Genomic DNA, 25,783 nt, shown 5'->3' on the forward strand with positions numbered 1-25,783 from the left:
ATCAATGGTCTGAATCCAGGCATGGATTGCCGCCTGCACAGCGGCGCGACAAATGTGCACATTTTTTGGAGGTGACGCTGCGCATCCTTTGGGCCTAGCTATCGCCATGGCGACGCAGCGCAGGCGAGACGGCAAGGCAAACGGCAAGGCCAATCCGGCCGAGGACGAGGCGGTCTATCAGGCTATCCTGCACGCGCTCCTGGAGGGCAAGCTGAAGGCGGGCGTGAAGCTCGCCGAGCCGCCGCTTGCCGACATTTTTGGCGTCTCGCGTGAGCGCATCCGCAAGGTGCTGCACCGGCTGGGTGCGGAGCGGCGGCTGGAGATGATCCCCAATCGCGGCGCCCGCGTGCCACGCCCGACGCTCGACGACGTCCGCAGCGTCTACGAGGCGCACCGCGTGCTCGAAGCCGGCGTGCTGACGCAGCTCGTGCGCCATATCGACGACGCCTTGATCGACAGGCTGACCGCACATCTTGCCGAGGAACGCGCCGCCGCCACGCGCGGCGACCGCGCTGCCTCGGTGCGGCTGTCGGGCGCATTCCACGTCCATCTGGTCGAGGCGCTCGGCAATGCGGAGCTCACGCGCTTCCTCGCCGACCTGCTCAGCCGCTCCTCGGTGATGGTCTCGGTCTATGAGCCCGCCACCGATTCGATCTGCGCGGTGGACGAGCACGGCGCCATCGTCGAAGCGCTGCGCGCCCGCGATGTGGCCCGCGCCATCGCGGTGTCGCGCGAGCATTTCTTGCATGTGGAGAGCCGGCTGCATCTCGACGACGATGCGGCGCCAACGAGCGAGGATTTGGAAAGCGTATTCAGTGCAGTCAAGCCGAAGCGGCGGAAGCGCTGAACTCTCCACACGTCATTGCGATCGCAGCGAAGCAATCCAGTCTGCCGCCGCGAAAAGACTCTGGATTGCTTCACTGCGCTTCCAATGACGAGGATGGGCTACGGACCTTCTCACGTCAGCACCTTGACCCCGCCGAACGACGTCACGCGGCCCTGCTTCAGCATCACGATCTGCGTTGCGAGCTGGCGCAGCTCGGCGACGTCGTGGCTGACATAGACCATGGGGACGTTGGCCTCGTCCCGCAGCCGCACCAGATAGGGCAGGATCTCGAGCTTGCGGCCTTCGTCGAGCGCGCCGAGCGGCTCGTCGAGGAGCAAGAGGCGCGGTTTCGACAGCAGCGCGCGGCCGAGCGCGACGCGCTGGCGTTCGCCGCCGGAAAGTTTTCCGGGGCGGCGGCCCTGCAGCGCACCGATGTCGAGCAGGTCGATGACGCGCTTGTGCTGCGCTGGATCGGGCGCCAGGCGGTTCATCCGCCTTCCATAGTCGAGATTCTGCGCGACGTTGAGGTGCGGAAACAGCCGCGCATCCTGGAACACGTAGCCGATGCGGCGGCGCCAGGTCGGGACGTGGATGCCGGCCGCCGTATCGTCCACGGTCTCGCCGTCGATCACGATGGTGCCGCGGTCGGGCCGCAGCAGGCCGGCGATCATGTTGACCAGCGAGCTCTTGCCGGCGCCCGAAGCGCCGAACAGGCCGATGACACGGCCTTCGCTGGCGAAGGACGCGGACAGCGAGAATTCGCCGAGCTGCTTTTCGATGTCGACGCGCAGCATGGTCAGTTCCCGTGCAGGCGCTGCGTCGCGCGGCGGGCGAACCATTCGGCGGCAATCAGCGCGCCCAGCGCCAGGATCACCGAGACGATCACGAGCCGGCCCGCGGCGGCGTCGCCATCCGGGGTCTGGATCAGCGAATAGATTGCCGAGGAGATCGTCTGGGTCTCGCCGGGAATGTTGGAGACGAAGGTGATGGTCGCGCCGAACTCGCCGATCGCTTTCGCAAAGCCGAGCACCATGCCGGCGAGCACGCCGGGCAGCGCCAACGGCAGTGTCACCGTGAAGAACACCTTGAAAGGAGCCGCGCCAAGCGTCTCGGCAGCCTGCTCGAGCCGGCGGTCGACCGCCTCGATCGACAGCCGCATCGGGCGGACCAGCAGCGGAAACGACATCACGCCGCAGGCCAGCGCCGCGCCGGTCCAGCGGAATGCGAAGACGATGCCGAGATGATCGGCGAGGAAAGCGCCGACGAGGCCGCGGCGGCCAAACGTCAACAGCAGCAGATAACCGGTCACGACCGGCGGCAGCACCAGCGGCAGATGCACCAGTGCGTCGAGCACCGGCTTGCCCCAGAAATCGCGGCGCGCAAGCAGCCATGCCAGCGCAATGCCGAACGGCGTTGCCACCAGCGTCGCGATGACGGCGACCCTGAGCGAGAGCAGGATCGCCGTCCATTCGGCGGGAGAGATGTCGAGCATCAAGTCGTGAACATCAGGTCGCAAAAATCAGGTTGTCGGACTGACGAGGAATTTGAAACCATATTTTTCCAGAATGGTCTTGGCCGCGGTCGAGCGCAGGAAGGCGAGATAGTCGCTGGTCTCGCCCTTCGCGGTGGTGGTCGCGGCGACCGGATAGATGATCGCGGGGTGGGAATCCGCCGGGAAGGTGCCGACGATCTTAACGCCGGGCTCGACCTTGGCGTCGGTGGAATAGACGATGCCGAGCGCCGCCTCGCCGCGGGCCACCAGTGTCAGCGCGGCGCGCACGCTCTCGGCCATGGCGAATTTCGGCTCGGCGGCCTGCCAGGCACCGAGCTTCTCCAGCGCGGCCTTGGCGTATTTCCCAACGGGAACGGACTTGACGTCGCCGGTCGCGATCCTGCCGTCGCCGGCGAGTTTTGCGAGGTCGAAACCTTGCGCGATGGCGACGTTGTCGATCCCTGAATCCTTCGGCGCGATCAGCACGATGCTGTTGCCGAGCAGGTTGACGCGGCTCGGCTCGTCGATGGTCTTCTTGGAGGTCGCATAGTCCATCCAGTCGGTGTCGGCGGAGACGAATACGTCGGCCGGCGCGCCCTGCTCGATCTGCTTGGCGAGCACGGAGCTTGCGGCATAGCTGACGCTAAACTTGACGCCGGTCTTGGCGGTGTAGGCGGCGTCGACCTCGTCGAGCGCGTTCTTCATCGAGGCGGCCGCGAACACGGTGATGGTCTTGTCCTCGGCGGCGGCAGGCGAAAGGGCCGCGAGCAAGACGATGATGGCGGAAAAAAGCACGGAAAGGCGGGACATCGGGAGCGCTCCATGCGCGCATACGCGCGCCAATGGCGCACGCAAGACGGCGTTGGTTGAGTAAGGATTGCGACCGGCGGAAGCGCTGTTCCGACAAGCCCGACCGACTTACGGTCCGTCGGGATATCGCCGGGGAGACCATAACAGGCTGGCGGAACAGGTCAAAGCTGACCTTTGAGGTCAAAGCTGAGCTTTGAGGTCAAAGGAGACCTTTGGTCCCGCCCGGTCTACTCGCTGGGCAGGATCGCGATCGAGATCCCGGGATGCCGCGCGGCTTACGGCCCGGCGGCGGCAGGCAATCCTAGCGCATTTGGGGGTGCGAACCAGCCGTCGCCTTACGCACAAGCGTCGTCCTGGACACGCGAAGCGCTGATCCAGGACCCATAACCACAGGGATGTGTTTTACGAAGACGCGGAGTTACCACTTCGCCCAACAACTGCTCCCTGGAGCAATAGGTCCCCTGAGTTCACAAACGAGTGCAACACTCAAGAGAAGGCCTCTGCCGGGACGACAATGTTTACGGCTTCGCATCGCCCGCGCGCAGCACCACCTTGCAGGCCGCGGGCATCTGCGCCAGCGTCATCGGCGGCTTGGGTTTTGGCGGCTCCGGCGGCGGCTTGGGATGCAGCACCGCGTCGGAGAACCAATAGGCAAGATCGGCAGGCTTGCAGCCTTCGTCCGCGGATTGCGACGGCTGGCCCTCGCATTCGCCGGCGCCCGCCGGGCAGCGCATGCGGATGTGGAAGTGATAGTCGTGGCCCCACCAAGGCCGGATCTTCGACAGCCAGGAGCGGTCGCCCCTGGCCTCGCGGCACAGTGCCTTCTTGATCGCGGCATTGACGAAGATGCGCTGCACCGCGGGCTCCTGCGCCGCGTCGCGCAGCACCAGCACATGGCCCGGCGTGAAAACTTTCGGATCGATGTCGAGCCGGTCCTGCCGCACCATCATAACCGCCGACATCTCCTCGCGTTCCTCGCGCGAGAGCCGATGGTCCGGCATCGGCGTCAGCCAGATGTCGGCATCGAGGCCGATCTGGTGGCTGGCATGGCCGGACAGCGCCGGGCCGCCGCGCGGCTGGGCGATGTCGCCGACCAGGATGCCCGGCCATCCCGCGTCCTTGTGCGCCCTGGCCGCGAGCCGCTTGATCAGCGCGATCATCTGGGGGTGGCCGTAGCTGCGATTGCGCGACAGCCGCATCACCTGCCAATTGTCGCCGTTGACCGGCATCTGATCGGCGCCGCCGATGCAGCCCCTGGTGTAGGAGCCGATGACATGCGCCGGTCCCTTCGAGGGCAGCAGCTTTCGCGCGAACAGCTCCTTGGCGCCGATGGTGGGATCGTTGGGATTGGCAAGCGGCGGCAGCGGCTTCGGATTCATGCTGCCCTTGTCCTGGGCCAGCGCGTCGCCGGCGGCCAGGAGCGTCATGACGAGCAGCAGAGAGACAAGGCGGCGGGGACTCATGCTGACATCCTTATAGCCCAACCCCGCGTCAGGGTTAAGGATCCGGCCCTCGGCAATGCCAGGGCTATGCGAGTCCCCATGCGACCATCCCCATTTCCATGTCGATGTCCATCTCGTCATCCCAAAGTCGCATCCCTGCCGGCCGGTCTTTAAGTGCGCGATAACCCTGTTCCGCGTTGACCAAAATTCGTGCGCGCAGTGAGTAATGCGGACGGCCGGCATGCAATCCCTGGTGAATTCGGAAACGATTCAAAAGCACGCGCAATTTTGCGCCACATTCCTCTTCGATTGCGACGACGGGATGGTCTCGGCGCGCCCGCGGATGCCGGCCGCGCCTCGTAAAAAGGCAAAAAGGCCCGTGTTGAGGACGTTGCGCCCGGCCGCGGCGGCACCAGGATTACTTTTTTTTCAGACACTTGCTCCAAAACTTGCGGCCGCCGGGCGCGACTGGGACGAGTGAAGTTGAGTTTGGGGTCTCGAAAACCAAAAAAGCGAAAGCACAGCGTGTTTGCCAGGGCCGGCCAACGGCCACGCAAGCCGCGCTTCGCGCGCGCGCCTCATCTTCTGTCCGAACGCGACGAAGTTCTGCGCAGCCGCGCCGAGGCGGAAGCCGCGATCGCGGAAGCGCGCAAGGCCCATGAGCGCCTGCGCCAGGCCATCGAGATCCTGCCGCAAGGCATCGTGTTTCTCGATGCCGAGGGCCGCTACGTCCTCTGGAACAAGCAATATTCCGAGATCTACAGCAAGACCGCCGATCTGTTCGAAGAAGGCGCGCGTCTCGAAGACACGCTGCGCATCGGTGTCGCCCGCGGCGACTATCCGGAGGCTGCCGGCCACGAGGAAGAATGGATCGCCGAGCGGCTGCAAAAGCTCTATCAGCCCGGCGCGCGCCACGAGCAGAAGCTGGCGGACGGCCGCGTCATCCTGATCGACGAGCGGCTCACCGACGACGGCGGCGTGGTCGGCCTGCGCGTCGACATCACCGAATTGAAGCAGCGCGAGGCCTCGTTCCGCCTGCTGTTCGACGGCAATCCCGTCCCCATGATCGTCTGCGCCCTCGACGACGAGCGCATCCTCGGCGTCAACGACGCCGCGATCGCGCATTACGGCTACAGCCGCGCCGAGTTCGAGAAGCTGAAGATCCGCTCGCTGCAGGCCTTCGACAGCGAGCCGCCCTGGACGACCGATCCGACCGGCGAGGAGCAGGCCGGGCGTACCTGGAAGCACGTCAAGGCCGACGGCGCGCTGATCGACCTTGCGATCTATTCGCGCGAGCTGACCTATGCCGCGCGGCCCGCGGTGCTGCTGGCGCTGATGGACATCACCGAGCGCAAGCGCGCCGAGGCGCGGCTCGCCTTCATGGCCCAGCACGACGGGCTCACCGGCCTGCCCAACCGCAACCTCCTGCGCCAGCAGGTCGACGAGATGCTGCTGCACACGAGGCGCAGCTCCGACAGGGTTGCGCTGCTGATGCTCGGGCTCGACAATTTCAAGGCGGTCAACGACACGCTCGGGCATGCGGTCGGCGACAAGCTGCTGCGCGGTGTCGCCAAGCGGCTGCGTTCGACCTTGCGCGAGGACGACGCGCTGGCGCGGCTCAATTCCGATGAATTCGCCATCGTGCAGAGCGGTCTGACGCGTCCCGAGGACGCGGTGTTGCTGGCAAAGCGCCTGCTGGAGGCGATTGCCGATCCCTATCTGCTCGACGGCCATTCCGTGGTGATCGGCGCCTCCATCGGCATCGCGATGGCGCCCGGCGACGGCGATGATTCCGAAAAGCTGCTCAAGAGCGCCGACATGGCGCTGTCGCGCGCCAAGCTGGATGCGCGCGGCACGTTTGCGTTCTTCGAGGCCGCGCTCGATGCCAAGGCGCAGAGCCGCCGCAAGATCGAGGTCGAGCTGCGCGACGCGATCCAGAACGACGTGCTGCGGCCCTACTACCAGCCGCTGGTCGATCTTTCCAGCGGCCGCATCACCGGCTTCGAGGCGCTGGTGCGCTGGCCGCATGCCGAGCGCGGCATGGTCTCGCCGGCCGAGTTCATCCCGGTCGCCGAAGACACCGGGCTGATCAACCCGCTCGGCGGCCTGATGCTGCGCCGGGCCTGCCTCGACGCCGCGACCTGGCCGGACGACGTCCGCGTCGCCGTCAATCTGTCGCCGCTTCAGTTCCGCAGCGGCAATCTGCTTTCGGTGGTGACGGACGCGCTGAAGCATGCCGGCCTGCCGGCCCGGCGGCTCGAGCTCGAGATCACCGAGACGCTGCTCCTGGAGAAGAGCGCGCAGGTGCTGGCGACGCTGCATGCGCTGCGCGCGCTCGGCGTGCGCGTCTCCATGGACGATTTCGGCACCGGCTATTCCAGCCTCTCCTATCTGCGCAGCTTCCCGTTCGACAAGATCAAGATCGACCAGTCCTTCGTGCGCGATCTCGGCGCCAACCGCGAGGCCCAGGCGATCATCCGCTCCATCGTCAGCCTCGGCAAAGGGCTAGGCGTCACCATCACCGCCGAAGGCGTCGAGACCGAGTCTGAGCTGAGCTGCCTGCGCGCCGAAGGCTGCGACGAGGGCCAGGGCTTCCTGTTCAGCAAGGCCCGGCCCAACGCCGAGATCATCAGCCTGCTGGCGGCGCAGCGTGGCATCGAGGGGGACGACGAGGATGACGCGCTGGTGGCCTAGGGCGCGCGGATGTCGGCTTGCGTCTTGAGTTGCGCACGGTCGAAAGTTCAGTGACGGACAAGCGATACGGCCTTATGCCCCTCGGCAGCAGCGGTTTCATTGGACCGCACGAATACAAACCGGGATGCCACGGGGATCTGTGCGTCGGCGCTGCCATCCTGGCCGATGAGAATGAGTCCCGCTCCGCCATTGGCCACGTTCAGGATGACGGGGGCGCCCTGCCAGGTCCTGATCGGCTCCATTCCGATGATGAGAAATTCGCCGACCGGCTGGTCAAAATATTGAAGCCTCAGTTGTGGTCCGACTTCAGCCGCCGCCAGGCCGAAACCCAGCTGCTTGGCGCGCGCATAAATGTCCGCCAGCAACGCTGTATCGGTCTGAAAGCCAAGTTCAGCTGCCGAGACCGCAAAGAGCTCGACGCTTGTTTTCGTGGCGCTAAGGGTAAAGGTCGGTCGCGCGAGAATTTCGCCAGCCGAGTTTCCGATGCTGCAACCTGCCGCATCCAATGCGTTACTGAGAGCGAAGAAATTTGCGAACGTCCCGATTTTGACCGTCTTCCACGCGGGGACATCGACGGCGAATCTGATTGGGATTTGCGGCCTGTCAGAGGGAGCTTGCTTGAGCATCAGGTGATTCCGCAGGACATCTCGCGCCGAGCATTGAGCCAGGGCTTCGCTCGCGAACAGGAGCGTGCATGCGGTGCAGAGCATCACAATAATGAGAGTGCCACCATGGTGCCATCCCGGCGAATGACGCCGCACGGCATCGCAACTGACTTTCTCGCCAGCCGTTCGGCCCATAACGGACCTCTCTTGCGCGCATGCAGCGCGCTAAAAACAATTTTGAACGATCAATTCACTATGGTCGGCTCGGTTGACAGCGGAAAAGCTGTCGTTCCGGTGACTATAGAAATTGGTCCGGGAAAAGCCAAGATGGTTCATCGACGGAGGCGCCGGATGGCGAACTCGACATAGGTCAGCGTGGATGCACTTTCGCAACGGGTCGACGTCAGCGGTCCCCTGAAAGGATCATCCTGCCGACGTCCTCGTAATGCGTGTCGCGCGCCTGGATCTGCTGGGCGATGGCGTGCATGTCGCGAAAGCGCCGCTCGAACGGATTGCTGCGGAATACCGCGGTCGCGCCGGCCATGCGATAGGCGGTGTCGACCACGCGCGCTGATTGGTGGATGGTCCAGGTCGCGGCGAGCCTGACAGCGCTGCGATGCACCGCGCTGAACGCGCCGGTCGCAGACAGGTCTCGCCACATCGCGCTTGCGGTCGCATAGAGATACGCGCGCGCAGCGCGCAGATCGCCTTCGGTGCGGCCGATCATGCCCTGAACCGCCTGGTTGTCGCGCATGGCGCCTGCCGCCAGCGACTGATGCTTTCCACGCGCCAGTGCAATCGCGGCGTCCAGCGTGGCGCGCGCGACGCCGAGCGATACCGCGGCAAAGCCGAGGCTGAAGGTCGAGCCGGTGCCGATTTTGTAGAGCGGCCCCTTCTCGCGCAGCGCGGACGGCACGTCACGAAATGTTGTGAAGCGTTCGGGGACGAAGAGGTCGCTCACCTCGTAGGAATCGGTGCCGGTCCCGGCGAGCCCGATCGCCTGCCAGACGTCATGCAGGGTCGCGCTCGCGACCGGAAACAGGATGGTGCGCAGCTCCGGCGATCCGTCCGCATTCTTGCGCGGCGCTCCGTCGGAACCGACGATGCGGACATGCGCCCCGAGCCAGCTCGCCTGCCGCGAGCCCGAGGCGAAATCCCAGCGCGCCGTGACGCGATAGCCGCCCTCGACCGCACGCGCCTCGTGCGCCACCGCGCCCCAGGAGAGGATGCCGGGGGCTGCGTTGAAGATTTCATTCGCAGTGTCGTGGTCGAGTGAAGCCGCGATCATGGCGCAGACGCTGTTTTGGCCGAGACACCAGGCGGTCGACGCATCGGCCTTCGCGATCTCCTCCTGCATCTGCATGAAGATTTCGATGGGCGCCTCGGCGCCGCCCAGGCTCTGCGGCAGCAGCGCCCGGTAGAGCCCGTTGTCGATCAGCGCAGAGACGACGGCCGCCGTCAGCCGCCGGCTTCGCTCGATCTCATCCGCCTCGCCCGCAATCAGCGGTGCCAGTGCGCGGGCACGTTCGACCAGGCCAACTGCTGGAGTTGCGTTCATGCGCGTTTCCTCGCTCATTCTTGGTGTGAGCGGTAAGTGAGGCGATGGTGGTCTATCTGGCCGGAAGGATCAAGCTCACATCGTGGCGCCTGGCCCGTACCCCGTCCACTGACTATTCAGTGGAGCAATCGCTCCATGATGATCGTGCGTTCGTCACCATGATAGCTGTCGTGAACGGAGCTGAACCCAAGCCCGGCGTAGAATGTCTCGGCGGTGACCGAGGATGGAACGGTCAACGACGGGATGTTCCGCTCGCGCGCGGTACGCTCGATCTCGGCCATCAGCAGCTTGCCGATGCCGCGGGCCTGAACCTCGGGGGCGACGAAGACCGTGCGGACGACGCTTCCGTCGAGACTTGCGGTCGCAACGACGCGGCCGCGGAAGGTGGCGACGAAGACGGTGCGTTGTCCGATCAGCCGCCGCACGGCATCCGGGCTGAAGCTAAGCGCGATCCTTGCGATGATCTCGTTCGTATAGTCCTTCGCGTTGGTTTCCCGCAGCGCGCGCAAGATGACGGCGCTGATATCGGCGGCGTCGTCTTCAAGCGCAGGTCGGATCGTGTAGTCCATGATCAATCCGCTTGCTCAGCAGTCGCGCGGGTCCCGAGAGCTGCATTCATGTTTGCGTTTCCTCGCTCATTCTGCCGTGAGCGGTAAGAGAAGCGATGGTGATCTATTTGGTGGACAGGATCAAGGTGGTGCGGTCGTCATTGCGGGGGCGAGACGTCAGTGTCGAAACGCGGAATCTCACGCCGCAACCCGTTGCAGACCAAAACCGGCGGCGTAGACTGACCCGGACATGCCGCAGCACATTGGATACCTTTCTCTTCTGGTCCGCGACTACGATGAAGCCATCGCCTATTTCATCGGGCGGCTGGGCTTTGAGTTGGTTGAGGACACAGAACTCGGCAACGGCAAAAGGTGGGTCCTGGTTGCTCCATCGGGCTCCCTGGAGACCCGTATCCTCCTGGCGAAAGCGGTCACGGTGGAGCAAACGCAACGCATCGGCGATCAAACCGGCGGGCGGGTGTTCCTCTTCCTGCACACAGACGATTTCTGGCGCGACTACGAAGCCTACCGCTCAAGAGGCGTGGTGTTTCGGGAGGAGCCGCGCGTTGAGCCGTACGGAACCGTTGCGGTCTTTGACGATCTCTATGGAAATCGCTGGGATCTCTTGCAGCTGGCGCGATAGCTCGCTTGCAGGTCCATGGCAAGGTCCGGAGCGCCATCGCCGAATGCTCAGCCGTTCGGCAGCCACCATCCGAATATCGCAACGGCGAGGCACGCCACCAGGCAGATGGCCTGATGGCCCATTTCCATCCAGTACCGGACCGGCGCAGTGTCCCGCTGAAAAACCTGCCTCGACCAGTCCAGCAGCCAGACCACGATGTCAGGGCTGAAGGCCCTGATTTTCCTCTCGTTGTAGCCATCCCACAGCATGCGGCCGCAGTCGACGCACAGATAGATCGCGACGATTCGGGCGACGACCTCGCAAAGGAAAAACCGCATGTAGGCATCCGTTTCGTCGTAGCGCGTATCTGTCGGCGCGATACGACGGCCATTGCATTGGCGCGACCTGGTTTGGTGTAGCCGGGTTTGCCGTTGGTTCAATCGCAGCAACGATGCTTCTCAAGCCATTCGTTCCGCATCGTGATGGCAAGCCTCGATGTCTTCGTCTACGATCCGGTCGAGCTATCCGTGGAGCGACGCGATGCAGACGATTGGCCTGATTGGGGGCATGAGCTGGGAGAGCACCGCGCTCTACTACAAGCTCATCAACGAGCGCGTCCGCGACCGCATGGGCAAGCTGCATTCGGCTCCGTTGTTGATGTATTCCTACGACTTTCAGGAGATCAAGGAGATGCAATATGGCGGCCGCTGGGACGAGGCGGCGGCCAGCCTGTCGGAGATCGCGCGGCGTCTTGAAGGCGCCGGCGCGCGTGCGATCGTGCTGTGCACGAACACGATGCACAAACTGGCACCCGCCATCATGGCGAACGTCACCGTTCCCTTCATTCACATCGGCGACGCAACGGCAGAGCGCATTCGGTCGAAAGGCTATCGGCGGGTCGGGCTCCTTGGGACCAGGTTCACGATGGAGGAAGACTTCTACATCGACCGGCTGCGCGCGCATGATCTCGACGTCCTGGTTCCTCCCGCCGAGCCGCGGACCGACGTGAATCGCATCATCTACGACGAGCTGTGCCTCGGAATCGTCTCCGCTTCCTCCCGTGGCCGCTATCGGGACGTGATGGCTGCCCTCGTCGTCGCCGGCGCCGAGTGCATCATCCTCGGCTGCACCGAGATCACGATGCTGGTCGGGCAGGGCGACACGACAGTCGAGACGTTCGACACGACTGCGATCCACGCCGAGACGGCGGCTGATTTCGCGATCGGATGATGGATGTCTCGGTGGCGCGAGAGGTCCGTCATCTGAAGCGCGGAATTCGGCCGACGTCGGCGATCGGCCACATGCTGACACCCTCTACCCGTAATGATAGCATTCCTCTCATTAGCGCCTTGCGGGATTGTTCTCATAAAAGCACCCGCCAGAGCGTGAGAGGAGGCAGGTGCAATGAATTGGGGAGCTCTCAGCAAGCCCCGCGGTTGCCGGGGACTTTTCTTGCCTGTCCTTCTTGTCTCCGCACTCTGGACGTCCCTGGCCTGCGCACAGGACGTCCGAAGCTCGCCCAGCGAGGCAGGACCGGTCTTTTCGGAGAGCGGCCCCAATGCCGAGCTCTACGGCGCGGCGTCCGGCTATCCGGTCGGCACGCGGGGGACCACCACCCAGCTCGACAAGCTCGTCGGGGTCTACAGCCATTTCGGCGAGATCTTTCCCTCGCGCCCGATCGGTCGGGCGACGACGTCCTGGCACTTCAAGCGCGCGCCGGAGCCGGCGATCGCCTACAGTTTCGGTACGGAACGGTTGAGCATCGCGGATTACCTCAAACGCAACCCGGTGACGGGACTCCTGATCGCCAGGGACGACACGATCCTGTACGAGCACTATCAATACGCGCGGACCGACCACGACCGCTTTCTCTCGCAGTCCATGGCCAAGACGCTGGTGGCCATGCTGGTCGGGATCGCGGTCTCGGAGCGACGGATCAAGTCGATCGACGACCCGGTCTCGACCTACGTTTCCGGCCTTGCGGGAACGGAATATGGAAACACCTCCATCCGGGCCCTGCTGAACATGTCGTCGGGCGTCGAATTTTCCGAGGTCTATGACGGGCACGACGACATAGCCCGGCTTGGGCGAGCCTTGTTCGTTGAAGAGCCGAAAGATCCCGCCGTCGTCGTCGCACAATTCAATACAAGAACCGCACCGTCGGGGACCCGATGGCACTATGCCAGTGTGGAAACCGAGATCCTGGGCCTGGTCCTGCGCTCCGCGACGGGCACGCCGGTTGCCGACTATCTCCACGACCGGATCTGGGATGCTATCGGCACCGAAGCGGATGCCTCATGGGCGATCGACGGCAGCGGGCAGGAGATTGCCTTTTGCTGCTTCAACGCAGTCTTGCGCGACTATGCCCGCCTCGCACGGCTGCTCGCACATGACGGCGCCTGGGAAGGTCGTCAGTTGATCCCCCGGCAATGGCTGTTGGATGCCACGACCGTCAGACCAGGCGATAGTCATCTCGCTCCGCGAGTGGCAACACCCTATTTCGGCTACGGCTATCAGGTGTGGCTCCTCCCTGGCGAGCAGCGCAGATTTGCCCTGCTCGGCATCCGCGGTCAGGTCATCCTGGTCGATCCGGCCTCGAAGCTCGTCATGGTGCACACCGCCGTTCGCCAGAAGCCGTCCGAACCGGGAGCCCTCAGGGAGCCGCTTGCGTTGTGGTCCGCCGTGCTGGAACAGCTCGGGAAATGATCTGACAATGCCTTGGACCTCATGACCGCAAATTTGCTCGCTCTTCAGTGTGACGGGTTTGCTTTTTCTGGACATTCACGACACGACCATGTCGGCACGGACCGGTCTCGATCGCCGTTCGAGAGAAGTAAATTCTCGCGGGGCTCGCAAACACTTCGAATGGGGGCATAGCTGTTGATGGGGACCATGCGGAATGCATCGTGCCGAACAGGGCAGGCATACTCAGTCCTTTTCGTACTGGTCGCTTCGGCTTCTGTTGTGGCCCGGGACCGCGGTCGACGGCGGCGTGAGAAACGCGTCGAAGCGTTCTTGCACGATCGCGTAGCATTCGCACGACGCCTTCTCCAGGCCTGGACGATCCAGCACCTGAATCGTTCCCCGCCGATAGCTGATAAGACCCGCGGCCTGCATCGACTGCGCGGCAAGCGTCACGGATTTCCGGTTGGCACCGAGGATCTGAGATAGAAATTCGTGGGTGTAGGGAAGAGCTTCTCCCTCGGCCCTGTCGTGCATCATCAGGAGCCAGCGGCACATCCGCTCTTCCGTCGAATGCATCGCGTTGCATGCGACGGTCTGCTGGACCTGCGACAGCAGCGTTTCCGAATAGCTCACGAACAGATCGCGCACGTGCTCGCTGCTCTTGAATTCATGCTGCAACAGCTGGATGGGACAGCGGACCGTATGCCCCTCGAGTTGAACGATGCAACGGTTGAAGGAGACACGACTATACATGGCGGCGAACAGACCGAACGCGCCTTCGCGGCCGATATTCGCGGTCTCGATCGCCGCGCCATTTTCCAGCACGGTCAACAACGACAGCACGGAGCCTCGGGGAAAATAGGCGTGCTTGAGCAGGCCTCCCGCGTCGCAGACCATGTCGCCAAGCTTGAAATCGACGGGTTCCAGATGAGGATCTAACCGCCTGCGGCTGGCGGGCTCCAACGCGCCCAGCAGCCGATTGCTCCGCAGATCACGGTCCGTCTGCACCTTCGCCATGACAGCATGTCGTTCCGGTTCCGCTTCCTGCGCAATCCGGACAACGGGCATGTCGATGGGAGCGGGTAGGATCGGGATCATCACTTTTGTACTCATTCTGCGGGTGAGTCTGAGCAAAAGCGCTCACTTGCCGGTGTTGGATCACCGCGCTCGATTGAGATGGGTCGACCATCCGGTTCATCCTCAACGACAAGGACGACAGGCCGTGATGATGCTCGTCATTGATCTGAAGCGTCATCGACCCCGGTATCGTCCGTGGCTGGCTCATCCACCTCGCCAGACCAATGCTTCGCCATCCGCAGGCAAAGTTCCTTCAAATCCGGGTCGAGTGTTTCCTTGGCGAGTTGCATGAGGTCCGAAGCCAGGCGCAGGCACTCAAGCTCCAATTTACTATCGTTTTCCGAATCAGGCATGGTGTGCATCGACCTCCGAAACCGGAGGTGAGTGGTCGCACGCCGATGTTGCCGTTGTCGGTGGTCCAGACCACAGAGCCCAAGCCGTACGGGCAAGGACCGATTGGAACCCGGCAGGTGAGCAATTTTGCTCAGCTTCTCCGAAGAAAAGCGGCCACAGTTCCACCGGAGCGCATTGCGGGCTTCTGGCTTCATTGCCGGGCGCGACCGTGTTCGGAGCATCCGTTATGCATGAGGTTTTCATATCGGTCCCGGAGCCGATTGAAACTCCTTCCCGGCTCAGCCGGGACGAACTTGGCTATCGGCTGCGGCAACAGTCGCTGCTCGGCGAATTCGGTCGCACCGCCATGCAGACCCGCGACTTCCGGGAAATCCTGCAACGCGCCACCGAACTGTGCGCAATCGGATTGCAGTCTCCGTTCGCCAAGGTTCTGGAATATGAACCGGATGAAAAGCGTCTGATGGTGCGCGCGGGGGTCGGCTGGGCGCCGGGCACCATCGGTGCCGTCTCACTCGCCGCCGACGTTGGATCGCCGGCGGGCTACGCCTACCAGACCGGAATGACCGTCATTTCGAACCAACTGGAATCAGATGCCCGCTTCCGCACGCCCCGGCTGTTGGCGGACCACGGCATCAGGCGCGCCATCAACGTACTGATAGAAAAGGGCGGAGAAGGTAACGCCTTCTTCGGCGTGCTCGAAGTCGATAGTGCGGATCCCGGCCAGTTCGATCAGGACGACGCCAATTTTCTTGCCGGCTTTGCCGGCCTGCTCGGCATCGCAATCGAACGTCAGCAGGCCGACGCCAGACTTCAAGAGGCGCTCAAGCACCAGGCTTTGCTGACCCGGGAGATGAGCCACCGTGTCAAGAACAGCCTCACGTCAGTCGTGGGCCTGCTCCGAGTCCAGGCGCGCAGCGCGCCATCCAAGGACGTCAAAAATGCGCTCGAAGATGCCAGCTTGCGGGTCTCCACCATAGCCGAGGTGCACGATCATCTTTGGCGCAGTTCGCACATCGGCTATGTCGAACTTGCGGACTTCATGACCGAACTCTGCAAGAAGCTGCGGGGCAACATCGAAAGGCACACGCTGCACTGCCACGCCGATCCAATGCTGCTCGCGGCCGATCACGCAATTCCCCTGGGGCTTTTAATCAACGAACTGGTCACCAACGCGGTCAAATACGCTTATCCGGAAGGAGGCGGCGACATCGAAGTCTCGGCCCGGGACATAAATGGATATTTACACGTCGAAGTCTCCGACCATGGTGTTGGCCTTCCGGAAGCGTTCGATATCGATCAGCCGCGGGCAAGCCTGGGTTTCAAGGTGGTCACGGGCATGGTGAAGCAGCTTCAGGGCCACCTCACGCTTTCAAGAGATCGAAAGGGGACTCGTTTCCTGCTCGATCTGCCTATCCTGACCGGCCCAAAGCAACTCATGCCGAGCCAGCCCGGAGAGGCCTGATTGCAGTTGGTTCGATAGATACGGCAACGACCGACCGGTCACGCCCCGCGATGATGACATCATGCCGGTGTTTTGCCCCGTCAGACCGCGGCGCGGCCCAGGTCGAGCGATTGCCCGCGTTTGGTCGGGAAGCTCAGCGCCACAGCGACGGCGGCAAGTCCGATCGCGAAGGAGCCGGCGTGCAGCCATGTGTAGCGCTGGAAATTGTCGAACACGAGTCCACCGGCCCATGGCCCGAACGCCATGCCGAGGCTGGCAAAGGCTGACACAGCGCCGAACACGGTGCCCATGATGCGTGCACCGAAGAATTCGCGGACCAGCACCGCATAGAGCGGCATCACCCCGCCATAGGCGAGGCCGAAGACGACCGAGAGCGCGTAGAATTCCCCGAGCTGGGCCACGGCGAGATAGGTCGCGATGCACATCGCCTGCACGAACAGGCCGCCGACCAGTACCGGTTTTGCGCCGATGCGGTCGGCAGCAGCGCCCAGCAGCAGGCGCCCGCCGAGGCCGGCGACGCCGGCGACGCCGGCGACGCTGTAGACCGTCACCGCCGTGAGCGGAGCGATGCCGCACACCATCGCATAGGACACCATGTGGAAGATCGGGCCGGAATGCGCGGCGCAGCAGGCGAAATGCGCCGCCGCGAGCGTGATGAACTGCGGCGTGCGCAGCGCCTGCGCCGCGGTCAACTCGACGTCCGGTGCCGTGTCCGCAGTTGCGGGGCCGGCCGTGGCGGGCGCCGGACGCACCAGGAAGCAGGCCGGGATCAGCAGCGCCCATGCGGCGACGCCGATCACCAGCATCGCGGTGCGCCAGTCATAGGCCGTGATCAGCCAGCTTGCGGTTGGGGCGATCGTCACCGGCGACACGCCCATGCCGGCGGAGACAAGTGCCACTGCGAGACTGCGGTTCTTCTCGATCCACGCGCTCGCGAGCGCCATCATCGGCGCGTAGAAGCTGCCGGCGGCAATCCCTATCAGCGTGCCAAAGAAAAGCTGGAACTGCCACAAGCTTGCCGCCTGGCTCGCGGCCACGAGACCAAGGCCCAGCAAAATACTTCCAGCAAGGACCACGATGCGGGTGCCGTACCGGTCCGACAGCGTGCCCCAGAAGAACGCGGCAATGCCCATGCAGAGGAAATCCAGCGTCGCCGCCGCGGACACGCCGGCGCGCGACCAGCCCATCGATTCCGAGATCGGCTGCAGGAAGACCGCAAGCGACAGCATGGTGCCGAAGCCGACACAGGTCATCAGCGCGCCCGCGGCGACAACGACCCAGCCATAGTCGAAGCCTGATGGCTTGCTCATGCGTTTCCTCAGCGCTTTTTGTATTGTTGATGGTGCGCGCGGGGATGGTGACCCATCTGCCGGCAGAGGGCAAGGCTGCCGGCGGCGGGGTTGCGCGTCGCGGCATTTAGAACCCGTGCGGCATGCTGCGGCACTGCAAGATCTCAGTCGCTCTTGGGAGCGTCCGCCATCGGAAGCAGCTCCAGCTTCGCGGATGATTTTTCCAGCAGCCCGGCGTGCGCCGCACGCCGAGGATCATTCCGATAGCTTTGAAAGTCCGCATCGGATGCGAAGCTGACGATATGCATCTCGATGGTGTCGTCGAGATTTCGAAGCCGCCGCTCCAGATATCCGTTGAACTCGGGCAAGAGCGGCAGAACCGCATCCTCGTAGGCGCGAAAGTCCGCGACACCCTCTGCGGGGATTCGGGGGATGAGCACGAGCGTGACTGGGGTGGTTTTCATCGCCACCTGCCGACCGCTGCCATGATGCCACTATGCCAGTGTTTTGCCCGACGCTTCAAGTGCGATTTCGTAAAATCGAAAAACGTAATGCGGACAAGCCCCTCGCTACTGTGCATGGGGTTGTTTTCGCATTTCTTGTTCGAGCCGAGGCCTGCGCGGCCGGAGCGAGGCTCGCGGTGATGCCTCAGCTATCCACCTTCAGCGCGGCAATGAAGGCTTCCTGCGGGATGTCGACCTTGCCGAACTGCCGCATTTTCTTCTTGCCTTCCTTCTGCTTCTCCAGAAGTTTGCGCTTACGTGTGATGTCGCCGCCGTAGCACTTTGCGGTGACGTCCTTGCGCAGCGCGCGGACGGTTTCGCGTGCGATCACCTTGCCGCCGATCGCCGCCTGGATCGGGATCTGGAACATGTGCGGCGGGATCAGGTCCTTCATCTTCTCGACCATGGCGCGGCCGCGGCCTTCGGCGCGGGTCCGATGCACCAGCATCGAGAGCGCGTCGACCGGCTCGTTGTTGACCAGGATCTGCATCTTGACGAGATCCGCCGGCTTGTAGTCGGTCAGATGATAGTCGAACGAGGCGTAGCCCTTGGAGACCGATTTCAGGCGGTCGTAGAAGTCGAACACCACTTCGTTGAGCGGCAGATCGTATTTCACCATGGCGCGGGAGCCGACATAGGTCAGCTCCTTCTGCACGCCGCGGCGGTCCTGGCACAGCTTCAGTACGCTGCCGAGATATTCGTCGGGGGTGAGGATCGTCGCCTCGATCCAGGGCTCCTGGATCTCCGCGATCTTGACCACGTCGGGCATGTCGACGGGGTTGTGAATCGAAATTTCCTGACCGTCTGTCAGGCTCATCTTGTAGATCACGCTGGGCGCGGTCGCGATCAGGTTGAGATCGAACTCGCGCGACAGACGTTCCTGGATGATCTCCAGATGCAGCAGCCCGAGGAAGCCGCAGCGGAAGCCGAAGCCGAGTGCGGCCGACGTCTCCATCTCGTAGGAGAAGCTGGCATCGTTCAGGCGCAGCTTGCCCATCGCCGCGCGCAAGGTCTCGAAGTCATCGGCGTCGGCAGGGAACAGGCCGCAGAACACCACGGGGATGGCCGGCTTGAAGCCCGGCAGCATCTCGGTGACAGGCTTCCTGTCGTCGGTGATGGTGTCGCCGACGCGGGTGTCGGCGACTTCCTTGATTGCGGCGGTAATGAAGCCGATCTCGCCGGGACCGAGCTCGTCGACCTGGGTCATCTTCGGCGTGAAGAAACCCACGCGCTCGATGTCATAGGCCGCGCCCGTGCCCATCATGCGGACCCGGCTGCCCTTCTTCATGACGCCGTCGACGACGCGGATCAGCACGACGACGCCGAGATAGACGTCGTACCAGCTGTCGACCAGCAGCGCCTTCAGCGTCGCGTCGCGATCGCCCTTCGGCGGCGGCAGGCGGGTGACGATGGCCTCGAGCACGTCGGGAACGCCGAGGCCGGTCTTGGCCGAGATCATCACGGCGTCTGACGCGTCGATGCCGATGACGTCCTCGATCTGCTGCTTCACCTTCTCGGGTTCGGCCGCAGGAAGGTCGACCTTGTTCAGGACCGGAACGATCTCATGACCCGCGTCGAGCGCGTGGTAGACGTTGGCGAGCGTCTGCGCTTCGACGCCCTGGCTGGCGTCGACCACGAGCAGGGAACCCTCGCAGGCCGCCAGCGACCGCGAGACTTCGTAGGCGAAGTCGACATGGCCGGGCGTGTCCATCAGGTTGAAGATGTAGTCCTTGCCGTCCTTGGCGTGGTAGGCGAGCCGCACCGTCTGCGCCTTGATGGTGATGCCGCGCTCGCGCTCGATGTCCATGGAATCGAGCACCTGCTCCTTGCCGGCCATTTCGCGGTCGGTGAGCCCGCCGGTCATCTGGATCAGGCGGTCGGCCAGCGTCGATTTGCCATGGTCGATATGGGCGACGATGGAGAAATTGCGGATGTTGGAAATGGGGACGGTCGTCATGGGCGCGGGATACCACTCACATCCCCGTGCGGCAACCATATTGCTGTATTTTCAGGGGCTTTCTTCACGCCAAGCTGATTCCACGCGGGTCCAAAACGCGCTACGCAACGCCTGATGTCCACGACCTCAATCCCGTCCGCCAGGGCGCGCGCGAAAACCCGGGTGAGCTTTGGCCGCTTCCGGGCCTGGCTGGTCGCCTGCGCGACCCGCCCGGAGGCCCGCCTGTGGCTGGTGATCCAGTTCGCCATCCTGCATGCGGTGCTCTGGACCTTCATCCTGATCAATCTGAAGGCGGCGCAGGACGTTCACATGGACGTCGCAGAAGCCTGGGGCTGGGGCCAGAAATTCCTGCTCGGCTATGGCAAGCATCCGCCGCTGTCGGGCTGGGTGGCCGGGGTCTGGTTCATGGCATTCCCGGCGACGGACTGGGCGACCTATGCGCTGGCGATGGCGACCGTCGGCGTCGGCATGGTGATCTGCTGGCTGGTTGCCTTGCGCGTGGTGGACGCACGGCGCGCGTTCCTGGTCGTGGTGATGATCGCGCTCTACCCGATCTTCAATTTCAAGGGTTTCAAATACAACCCCGACCTGCTCCAGCTGGTCACGCTGCCGCTCGTCGTGCTCGCTTATCTCAACGCGTTCGAGAAGCGGAGCTGGCAGTCCGGAATCCTGCTTGGCCTTGCCGGCGCGCTGGCGCTGATGACCAAATATTGGGTACTGACCATGATCGGCGCCATCGGCCTCGCCGCGCTGATCCATCCGGAGCGGATGAGATTCCTGCTGTCGCCGGCGCCGTGGGCGGCAATCGCGACGATGATCGTTGCGATGATCCCGCACGTCGTCTGGCTGGCGCAGGCGCATTTCATGCCGCTGACCTATGCGGGCGATACCTACAGCCTCGAGGACAGCGGCCAGGTGCATGAACTCGTGGCCGGCTATGTCCTGCATAATGTTGCGCTGCTGGCGCTGCCGGTGGCGCTGGCCGCGCTCGCAATGGCGCTGGTGCCGCATTGGCTGCCGCTGCTCACGCGCGCCCCCTTGCGCCTCGTCACGCGCGCCTGGGCGCGTGGTCCCAATCCGGGCGTCAATGTTTCGCAGGCGCTGAACGTCTGGATGATCCAGATCATCGTCGCGGTCGGACCGCCGCTCGGTGCGCTGATCTTCAGCATCTACATGAAGACGGATTGGGGCATCTCGCTGTTCTTCCTAGTGCCTTTGGTGCTGGTCGCGATCCCCGCGTTGCGGGTGCAGAGTGCGGCCCTGTTCAACATCGCGGCGATCTGGCTCGTGCTCAGCGTCGCGACGCTCATGGCCTCGCCCTGGATCGCCGCGCGCGAGATGGCGGCCAATGCCGGCAACACGGCGACCTATGGCGCGCGCTCGGAGCTGGCGCGCGAACTGACGCAGGTCTGGCACGCGCGTTTTGCCTCGCGCTGGGCGGTCGTCGCCGGCACCATGGAATCGATCCAGCCGATGGTGTTCTACAGCCCGGATCATCCGGCCGCGCTGGTGCCGATCGAAGCCTGGGATTCCGGACTGACCTCGCGCGAGGACGTCAAGCGATACGGCTTCATCGGCGTGTTCGATCCGACCGACGGCCGTTTGCCTGCGTTCGAGAAATGGGTGGCCGAGGTCGCACCGAACGCCGAGCGCATCGTGATGACGACGCGCCGCTTCACCCACGGCAGGCCCGGCCCGTCGATGAGCTGGAACATCTACATCGCTGCGCCGGGGAAGTGATCGAGCGCTGCGGAGCGCTAAATCCCTTCCTCGTTGAACTTGCTTTCAACGAGCTCGGTGATCGCCGCGAGCGCAGCGTCAGCATCATCGCCCGCAGCCGCGACCGTGATCGTCGTGCCGGGACCGGCCGCGAGCATCATCAGGCCCATGATCGAGGTGCCGCCGACGGTCTCGCCGCCGCGCGTCACCCAGATCTGCGCATTGAAGCGCTCGACCATCTGAACGAACTTCGCCGAGGCGCGGGCATGAAGGCCGCGCTTGTTGATGATGAGGAGCTCTTTGGAGATCGCGCCCGCGGGCACGCCCGTCCCGGCTTGCGGCGCCTCCTCGCTCATTTGCCGGCGAGCACGCGGCTGGCGATGGTGACGTATTTACGGCCCGCTTCCTGCGCCATTGCGATCGCGTCGGGCAGCGGACGCTCCTCGCGCACCTTGGCAAGCTTCACGAGCATGGGAAGGTTGATGCCCGCGAGGACTTCGACCTTCGGCCGGCTCATGCAGGATATTGCCAGGTTGGATGGCGTGCCGCCGAACATGTCGGTGAGGATCGCGACGCCGTCGCCGGAATCGACGCGGTTGACCGCCTCGATGATGTCGCTTCGGCACAGATCGGAATCATCTTCGGCGCCGATCGTGATCGCTTCGATTTGCTTTTGTGGGCCCATGACATGCTCAAGCGCTGCCTTGAATTCGTCGGCAAGGCGCCCGTGGGTCACAAGTACTAGACCTATCATCGGAAAACTCCTCGCGGGCGCTTTTGGTGCACCGCACGAACGCGCCACTTTGACCATCCAGAGCCCCTGCGCAAGAGGGGATGTTGCGTATCTCCCTGAATCTAGACGGATGGATGAGGGGAGCTGCGCCGGTCTATTCGGTCGCGATAGTGGGGTTCATATGGTTACCATTTCCCTTCAAACAATCGCCTGAGGGGTTAACCGAAGATGAACTCTTGGTAGTGGTCAAGGCCGCAACAACCAGTGGGAGGGGCGAATAGTCGCGGCCGACCGGGATTCGCGGTATTTCGACACCTAAAATGCTTGTTTTCAGGGATTCGGCCGGCGGCAGCCGCTCCGCGTCCGCCGCGTCCAGATCGACCACGAGGCCGACGGTCGCATGCTCCACGAAGTCGCAGCTGCGGATTCCCAGTCCCCGTATCTCGATCAGGCCGGCCAGTATCGGTGCGGGGCGGACTTCAATTTCGCGGCCGACTGTCGCCAGATGGACACGGTCATCACCGACCAGAACGGCCCTTTCGACCACGCCGGTGCGTCCCGCCATGATCAAATCGAAGGCAAGGCGCGACTTGCCGGAGCCGGAGGGCCCGCGGATCAGCACCGCCAAAGTCCCGACCCTGACCGCGGAGGCATGAACGCTGGGGCCGCCGTCGCTCATAGCGCCGGCAGCCTCACCACGAAGCGCGCGCCGACGACGGTAGGCGCTCCGTCCTCGTCCGCCGGGCCGGCGCGGTTCTCGGCCCAGATGCGTCCGCCATGGGCGTCGACGATCTGCTTGGAGATCGACAGCCCGAGGCCCGAATTCTGGCCAAAGCCCTGATGTGGACGGTCGGTGTAGAAGCGCTCGAAGATGCGCTCCAGCGCGTCGTCGCGGATGCCGGGTCCGTCGTCGTCGACGACGATCTCGATCTCCGAGCGGACGCGGCGGCAGGTGAGGCGGACCTTGCTGCCGGGCTCGGAGAACGACTGTGCGTTGGAGAGCAAGTTCGAGACCACCTGCCCAAGCCGCGAATCGTGGCCGGTCACGGCGAAGGCGTCGGTCGGGCTGCGGCCCTCGAAGCGCGTCTCGACCGCGACGTCATGGCCGAGCTTGGTTTCATTGGCGACGGAGACGAGCGTCGTCAGCAGGCGGCGCAGGTCGACCGCGATCGCATCCTGACGCTGCAACTCGGCATCGAGACGGCTGGCGTCGGAGATGTCCGAGATCAGCCGGTCGAGCCGCTTGACATCGTGCTCGATCACCTCGAGCAGGCGCGCGCGGCTGGTCTCGTTGCGCGCCAGCGGCAACGTCTCGACCGCGGAGCGCAGCGAGGTCAGCGGGTTCTTCAATTCGTGCGCCACATCGGCGGCGAACATCTCGATCGCCTCGATGCGGCTGTAGAGCGCGCTGGTCATGTCGCGCAGCGCGCCGGAAAGATGCCCGATCTCGTCGCGGCGGCGCGTGAAGTCGGGAATCTCTATGCGGGCCTTGATGCGGCGGCGGACGCTCTCGGCGCTGTCGGCCAGCCGGCGCACGGGGCCCGCGATCGTGCTGGCCAGCAACAGCGACAGCATGATCATGACCGCGGCGGCGACGCCGCCCACTTTGAGGATGGCGAGGCGCTCGGCGGTGACCATCTGGTCGATGTCGTCGCCCTGCGTCGACAGCATCAGCGCGCCGTGGATGGCGCGCGAGCGCAGCACGGGGACCGCGACCGAGACGATCACCTCGCCGCGCGCATTGACGCGGACCATCGAGCGTTTCTGGCCCTGCAGCGCATCGCTCACTTCAGCATAGCCATTGCCGTTTTCGGGCCCGAGCTCGCGGTAGAGCGGCAGGTCGCCGCGGTTCAGCCAGGTGCGCACCGCGACCATGCCGCGCTCGACCACGCCGGGCTTCTCGGCGGACAGGGGTGGAAGCGGGAACCGCAACACGTTCTCGAGGTTGCGGCTGTCGAGCAGCAGGCTGCCGTTCGGATCGTAGATGCGGGCGCGCGTCTTGGTCGGCGAGATCAGCGTGCGCAGGACCGGCGCGACGCGCTCCGGATTGATAGGAAAATCCAGCGGCGAATAGTCGTCCGACCCGCCATAGGTCTCGCCCGGCTTGAGGTCGAGCAGCCGGTCGGGATCGATCGTGATGGCGTTGGTCTGCACCGTCGCGGAGGCCGCGATCGCGCCGGCGATGATCTCGGCCTGCACCAAGAGGCTCTGCGCGCGCGCGTCGATCAGGCCGGCGCGGAACTGCGACAGATAAAGGATGCTCGCGACCAGCGCGACGAGGCCGGCGAGGTTGAGCGAGACGATACGGCGGGTCAGGCTCGAGAAAGACAGCGCGAAGAAGAATTGCCCGGCGCGCTTCAGCCAGTTCAGTGGGCGCCAGCCTTGCGGCTTGTCTTCGGCGACGTGCTCCGAAACGCCGTCGGATGCGACATCCCCGGCGTTCTGGTTCTCGTCAGGCTGCGTTCGGTCAAGCAATGCTCATGCCCGCGTTAGGACAGCTCGTGCGAAGGTCCCCGCATCCTAGAGCTATCCCGGTCCCGATGGAACGAGAACCGGAGACGCTCTCGACGTTCGTGAAGGCGCGTCGCGCCTCAGGCTTCCTTGAAGCGGTAGCCGACGCCGTAGAGCGTCTCGATCATCTCGAACTCGTTGTCGACCACCTTGAACTTCTTGCGCAGCCGCTTGATGTGGCTGTCGATGGTGCGGTCGTCGACATAGACCTGGTCGTCATAGGCGGCGTCCATCAGCGCGTTGCGGCTCTTCACCACGCCGGGCCGGGTCGCGAGCGCCTGCAGGATCAGGAATTCGGTGACGGTCAGCGTCACCGGCTCGTTCTTCCAGGTGCAGGTATGCCGTTCCGGATCCATGCGCAGCAGGCCGCGGTCGAGCGCCTTGGCGTCGTTCTCCTTCGGCGTGACGGTCGGGTCCTTCGGCGCCGAGCGGCGCAGCACCGCCTTGACGCGTTCGACCAGCAGGCGCTGCGAGAACGGTTTGCGGATGAAGTCGTCGGCGCCCATCTTGAGGCCGAACAGCTCGTCGATCTCTTCGTCCTTGGAGGTCAGGAAGATCACCGGCAGGTCGGATTTCTGCCGCAGACGGCGCAGCGTCTCCATGCCGTCCATGCGCGGCATCTTGATGTCGAGGATGGCGAGATCGGGTTGGGTGGTGCGGAAACCGTCAAGCGCGGAGGCGCCGTCGGTGTAGGTCATGATGCGATAGCCTTCGGCCTCCAGCGCGATCGAGACGGATGTGAGAATGTTGCGGTCGTCGTCGACCAAAGCGATTGTGGGCATGAGCCTCTGCTTTCTGCTTTCCGTTTGGGTCGTGGCTTGAACGGCGAGCAATCCACTGATGCGCCGCATACATGGGTGCCGAATTGGCCTTCGAACCTTGTCACCGAGCAATGC

27 protein-coding genes are annotated in these 25,783 nt (G+C 64.0%); 9 read left to right on the forward strand and 18 right to left on the reverse strand.

Going from position 1 to position 25,783, the window contains the following annotated elements; all coding sequences use genetic code 11:
• Positions 1 to 100 precede the first annotated feature (100 nt).
• Positions 101 to 847, forward strand: coding sequence for a GntR family transcriptional regulator (locus NR187_RS01160; protein WP_372702961.1), 747 nt, complete (start codon positions 101 to 103; stop codon positions 845 to 847).
• Positions 848 to 957: 110 nt separating this feature from the next.
• On the opposite strand, the gene modC is transcribed toward NR187_RS01160, so the two are convergent.
• The 4 genes from modC to mepA all read right to left on the reverse strand — a co-directional run bounded on the left by modC (position 958) and on the right by mepA (position 4,591).
• Complete coding sequence (gene modC / locus NR187_RS01165) at positions 958 to 1,620, reverse strand: molybdenum ABC transporter ATP-binding protein (RefSeq protein ID WP_211386254.1); 663 nt, start codon at positions 1,618 to 1,620, stop codon at positions 958 to 960.
• 2 nt (positions 1,621 to 1,622) lie between these two features.
• Positions 1,623 to 2,318: a molybdate ABC transporter permease subunit gene (modB, locus tag NR187_RS01170; protein ID WP_211386255.1), complete on the reverse strand. Its 696-nt coding sequence runs from the start codon at positions 2,316 to 2,318 to the stop codon at positions 1,623 to 1,625.
• A gap of 27 nt (positions 2,319 to 2,345) precedes the next feature.
• Positions 2,346 to 3,128, reverse strand: a complete 783-nt coding sequence (gene modA, locus NR187_RS01175) for a molybdate ABC transporter substrate-binding protein (RefSeq protein ID WP_256805535.1) — start codon at positions 3,126 to 3,128, stop codon at positions 2,346 to 2,348.
• A 518-nt stretch (positions 3,129 to 3,646) separates the two neighbouring features.
• Positions 3,647 to 4,591: a penicillin-insensitive murein endopeptidase gene (mepA, locus tag NR187_RS01180; RefSeq protein WP_211386257.1), complete on the reverse strand. Its 945-nt coding sequence runs from the start codon at positions 4,589 to 4,591 to the stop codon at positions 3,647 to 3,649.
• A 220-nt stretch (positions 4,592 to 4,811) separates the two neighbouring features.
• On the opposite strand from mepA, the gene NR187_RS01185 reads away from it, so the two are divergent.
• A complete protein-coding gene (locus NR187_RS01185) occupies positions 4,812 to 5,051 on the forward strand; it encodes a hypothetical protein (protein WP_256805536.1) in 240 nt (79 codons plus the stop codon).
• Between the two features lie 44 nt (positions 5,052 to 5,095).
• A complete protein-coding gene (locus tag NR187_RS01190) occupies positions 5,096 to 7,264 on the forward strand; it encodes an EAL domain-containing protein (protein WP_256805537.1) in 2,169 nt (722 codons plus the stop codon).
• A 47-nt stretch (positions 7,265 to 7,311) separates the two neighbouring features.
• On the opposite strand, the gene NR187_RS01195 is transcribed toward NR187_RS01190, so the two are convergent.
• Positions 7,312 to 7,974 (reverse strand): hypothetical protein, encoded by a 663-nt coding sequence (locus NR187_RS01195; protein WP_256806191.1) that lies wholly within the window; start codon positions 7,972 to 7,974, stop codon positions 7,312 to 7,314.
• On the opposite strand from NR187_RS01195, the gene NR187_RS34940 reads away from it, so the two are divergent.
• Complete coding sequence (locus NR187_RS34940) at positions 7,879 to 8,238, forward strand: hypothetical protein (RefSeq protein WP_256806221.1); 360 nt, start codon at positions 7,879 to 7,881, stop codon at positions 8,236 to 8,238. The two genes, NR187_RS01195 and NR187_RS34940, sit on opposite strands and share 96 nt — an antisense overlap.
• Before the next feature lie 34 nt (positions 8,239 to 8,272).
• Here NR187_RS34940 and NR187_RS01205 read toward each other — a convergent pair whose 3' ends face one another.
• Both NR187_RS01205 and NR187_RS01210 read right to left on the reverse strand, forming a co-directional pair.
• The gene (locus NR187_RS01205; protein WP_256805538.1) at positions 8,273 to 9,427 is read right to left on the reverse strand and encodes an acyl-CoA dehydrogenase family protein; all 1,155 of its coding nucleotides are present in this window, start codon (positions 9,425 to 9,427) and stop codon (positions 8,273 to 8,275) included.
• Between the two features lie 116 nt (positions 9,428 to 9,543).
• The gene (locus tag NR187_RS01210; RefSeq protein WP_256805539.1) at positions 9,544 to 9,996 is read right to left on the reverse strand and encodes a GNAT family N-acetyltransferase; all 453 of its coding nucleotides are present in this window, start codon (positions 9,994 to 9,996) and stop codon (positions 9,544 to 9,546) included.
• A 229-nt stretch (positions 9,997 to 10,225) separates the two neighbouring features.
• Between NR187_RS01210 and NR187_RS01215 the strand changes: the two genes are divergently transcribed.
• Positions 10,226 to 10,618, forward strand: a complete 393-nt coding sequence (locus NR187_RS01215) for a VOC family protein (RefSeq protein WP_211386262.1) — start codon at positions 10,226 to 10,228, stop codon at positions 10,616 to 10,618.
• Positions 10,619 to 10,665: 47 nt separating this feature from the next.
• Here the strand turns inward: NR187_RS01215 and NR187_RS01220 are convergent, their stop codons facing one another.
• Complete coding sequence (locus tag NR187_RS01220; RefSeq protein WP_211386263.1) at positions 10,666 to 10,935, reverse strand: hypothetical protein; 270 nt, start codon at positions 10,933 to 10,935, stop codon at positions 10,666 to 10,668.
• 202 nt (positions 10,936 to 11,137) lie between these two features.
• Here NR187_RS01220 and NR187_RS01225 point away from each other — a divergent pair, with 202 nt between their 5' ends.
• A complete protein-coding gene (locus tag NR187_RS01225; protein ID WP_211386264.1) occupies positions 11,138 to 11,827 on the forward strand; it encodes an aspartate/glutamate racemase family protein in 690 nt (229 codons plus the stop codon).
• 222 nt (positions 11,828 to 12,049) lie between these two features.
• On the forward strand, positions 12,050 to 13,303 hold the full coding sequence (locus tag NR187_RS01230; RefSeq protein ID WP_249129467.1) for a serine hydrolase: 1,254 nt from the start codon (positions 12,050 to 12,052) through the stop codon (positions 13,301 to 13,303).
• Between the two features lie 222 nt (positions 13,304 to 13,525).
• Here NR187_RS01230 and NR187_RS01235 read toward each other — a convergent pair whose 3' ends face one another.
• Both NR187_RS01235 and NR187_RS01240 read right to left on the reverse strand, forming a co-directional pair.
• Positions 13,526 to 14,299 (reverse strand): Crp/Fnr family transcriptional regulator, encoded by a 774-nt coding sequence (locus NR187_RS01235; RefSeq protein WP_211386298.1) that lies wholly within the window; start codon positions 14,297 to 14,299, stop codon positions 13,526 to 13,528.
• A 218-nt stretch (positions 14,300 to 14,517) separates the two neighbouring features.
• Positions 14,518 to 14,712: a hypothetical protein gene (locus tag NR187_RS01240; protein ID WP_211386266.1), complete on the reverse strand. Its 195-nt coding sequence runs from the start codon at positions 14,710 to 14,712 to the stop codon at positions 14,518 to 14,520.
• 227 nt (positions 14,713 to 14,939) lie between these two features.
• On the opposite strand from NR187_RS01240, the gene NR187_RS01245 reads away from it, so the two are divergent.
• On the forward strand, positions 14,940 to 16,175 hold the full coding sequence (locus tag NR187_RS01245; protein ID WP_211386267.1) for a sensor histidine kinase: 1,236 nt from the start codon (positions 14,940 to 14,942) through the stop codon (positions 16,173 to 16,175).
• Between the two features lie 80 nt (positions 16,176 to 16,255).
• On the opposite strand, the gene NR187_RS01250 is transcribed toward NR187_RS01245, so the two are convergent.
• The 3 genes from NR187_RS01250 to lepA all read right to left on the reverse strand — a co-directional run bounded on the left by NR187_RS01250 (position 16,256) and on the right by lepA (position 19,924).
• Positions 16,256 to 17,485: an MFS transporter gene (locus NR187_RS01250; RefSeq protein WP_256805540.1), complete on the reverse strand. Its 1,230-nt coding sequence runs from the start codon at positions 17,483 to 17,485 to the stop codon at positions 16,256 to 16,258.
• 143 nt (positions 17,486 to 17,628) lie between these two features.
• Complete coding sequence (locus tag NR187_RS01255; protein ID WP_256805541.1) at positions 17,629 to 17,934, reverse strand: antibiotic biosynthesis monooxygenase; 306 nt, start codon at positions 17,932 to 17,934, stop codon at positions 17,629 to 17,631.
• Positions 17,935 to 18,112: 178 nt separating this feature from the next.
• Positions 18,113 to 19,924: a translation elongation factor 4 gene (gene lepA / locus NR187_RS01260; protein ID WP_211386270.1), complete on the reverse strand. Its 1,812-nt coding sequence runs from the start codon at positions 19,922 to 19,924 to the stop codon at positions 18,113 to 18,115.
• Positions 19,925 to 20,038: 114 nt separating this feature from the next.
• Between lepA and NR187_RS01265 the strand changes: the two genes are divergently transcribed.
• On the forward strand, positions 20,039 to 21,664 hold the full coding sequence (locus tag NR187_RS01265; RefSeq protein WP_256805542.1) for a glycosyltransferase family 39 protein: 1,626 nt from the start codon (positions 20,039 to 20,041) through the stop codon (positions 21,662 to 21,664).
• A 17-nt stretch (positions 21,665 to 21,681) separates the two neighbouring features.
• Here the strand turns inward: NR187_RS01265 and NR187_RS01270 are convergent, their stop codons facing one another.
• The 5 genes from NR187_RS01270 to NR187_RS01290 all read right to left on the reverse strand — a co-directional run bounded on the left by NR187_RS01270 (position 21,682) and on the right by NR187_RS01290 (position 25,669).
• Positions 21,682 to 21,999: an HPr family phosphocarrier protein gene (locus tag NR187_RS01270; protein WP_256805543.1), complete on the reverse strand. Its 318-nt coding sequence runs from the start codon at positions 21,997 to 21,999 to the stop codon at positions 21,682 to 21,684.
• Positions 21,996 to 22,397 (reverse strand): PTS sugar transporter subunit IIA, encoded by a 402-nt coding sequence (locus tag NR187_RS01275; RefSeq protein ID WP_007597752.1) that lies wholly within the window; start codon positions 22,395 to 22,397, stop codon positions 21,996 to 21,998. The genes NR187_RS01270 and NR187_RS01275 overlap by 4 nt, the downstream gene beginning before the upstream one ends.
• A 133-nt stretch (positions 22,398 to 22,530) precedes the next feature.
• Entirely contained in the window at positions 22,531 to 23,055 is a 525-nt protein-coding gene (locus NR187_RS01280; RefSeq protein ID WP_211386273.1) for an HPr kinase/phosphorylase, read from the reverse strand.
• Complete coding sequence (locus NR187_RS01285) at positions 23,052 to 24,851, reverse strand: sensor histidine kinase (protein ID WP_211386274.1); 1,800 nt, start codon at positions 24,849 to 24,851, stop codon at positions 23,052 to 23,054. Before NR187_RS01285 ends, NR187_RS01280 begins: the two co-directional genes overlap by 4 nt.
• A gap of 116 nt (positions 24,852 to 24,967) precedes the next feature.
• Entirely contained in the window at positions 24,968 to 25,669 is a 702-nt protein-coding gene (locus NR187_RS01290) for a response regulator transcription factor (protein WP_007597749.1), read from the reverse strand.
• Between the last annotated feature and the right edge of the window lie 114 nt (positions 25,670 to 25,783).

Source organism: Bradyrhizobium sp. Bra64, assembly GCF_024519875.1.
GTDB lineage: Bacteria > Pseudomonadota > Alphaproteobacteria > Rhizobiales > Xanthobacteraceae > Bradyrhizobium > Bradyrhizobium japonicum_G.

Coding starts and splice junctions, on each gene's coding strand:
- NR187_RS01250 (WP_256805540.1), bottom strand. CDS start 17,485: ATGAGCAAGCCATCAGGCTTCGACTATGGCTGGGTCGTTGTCGCCGCG.
- NR187_RS01270 (WP_256805543.1), bottom strand. CDS start 21,999: ATGAGCGAGGAGGCGCCGCAAGCCGGGACGGGCGTGCCCGCGGGCGCG.
- NR187_RS01280 (WP_211386273.1), bottom strand. CDS start 23,055: ATGAGCGACGGCGGCCCCAGCGTTCATGCCTCCGCGGTCAGGGTCGGG.
- NR187_RS01215 (WP_211386262.1), top strand. CDS start 10,226: ATGCCGCAGCACATTGGATACCTTTCTCTTCTGGTCCGCGACTACGAT.
- NR187_RS01195 (WP_256806191.1), bottom strand. CDS start 7,974: ATGCTCTGCACCGCATGCACGCTCCTGTTCGCGAGCGAAGCCCTGGCT.
- NR187_RS01220 (WP_211386263.1), bottom strand. CDS start 10,935: ATGCGGTTTTTCCTTTGCGAGGTCGTCGCCCGAATCGTCGCGATCTAT.
- NR187_RS01205 (WP_256805538.1), bottom strand. CDS start 9,427: ATGAACGCAACTCCAGCAGTTGGCCTGGTCGAACGTGCCCGCGCACTG.
- NR187_RS01225 (WP_211386264.1), top strand. CDS start 11,138: ATGCAGACGATTGGCCTGATTGGGGGCATGAGCTGGGAGAGCACCGCG.
- NR187_RS01265 (WP_256805542.1), top strand. CDS start 20,039: ATGTCCACGACCTCAATCCCGTCCGCCAGGGCGCGCGCGAAAACCCGG.
- NR187_RS01240 (WP_211386266.1), bottom strand. CDS start 14,712: ATGCCTGATTCGGAAAACGATAGTAAATTGGAGCTTGAGTGCCTGCGC.
- modA (WP_256805535.1), bottom strand. CDS start 3,128: ATGTCCCGCCTTTCCGTGCTTTTTTCCGCCATCATCGTCTTGCTCGCG.
- modC (WP_211386254.1), bottom strand. CDS start 1,620: ATGCTGCGCGTCGACATCGAAAAGCAGCTCGGCGAATTCTCGCTGTCC.
- NR187_RS01245 (WP_211386267.1), top strand. CDS start 14,940: ATGCATGAGGTTTTCATATCGGTCCCGGAGCCGATTGAAACTCCTTCC.
- NR187_RS01210 (WP_256805539.1), bottom strand. CDS start 9,996: ATGGACTACACGATCCGACCTGCGCTTGAAGACGACGCCGCCGATATC.
- NR187_RS01235 (WP_211386298.1), bottom strand. CDS start 14,299: ATGGCGAAGGTGCAGACGGACCGTGATCTGCGGAGCAATCGGCTGCTG.
- NR187_RS01275 (WP_007597752.1), bottom strand. CDS start 22,397: ATGATAGGTCTAGTACTTGTGACCCACGGGCGCCTTGCCGACGAATTC.
- mepA (WP_211386257.1), bottom strand. CDS start 4,591: ATGAGTCCCCGCCGCCTTGTCTCTCTGCTGCTCGTCATGACGCTCCTG.
- NR187_RS01185 (WP_256805536.1), top strand. CDS start 4,812: ATGCAATCCCTGGTGAATTCGGAAACGATTCAAAAGCACGCGCAATTT.
- NR187_RS01290 (WP_007597749.1), bottom strand. CDS start 25,669: ATGCCCACAATCGCTTTGGTCGACGACGACCGCAACATTCTCACATCC.
- lepA (WP_211386270.1), bottom strand. CDS start 19,924: ATGACGACCGTCCCCATTTCCAACATCCGCAATTTCTCCATCGTCGCC.
- modB (WP_211386255.1), bottom strand. CDS start 2,318: ATGCTCGACATCTCTCCCGCCGAATGGACGGCGATCCTGCTCTCGCTC.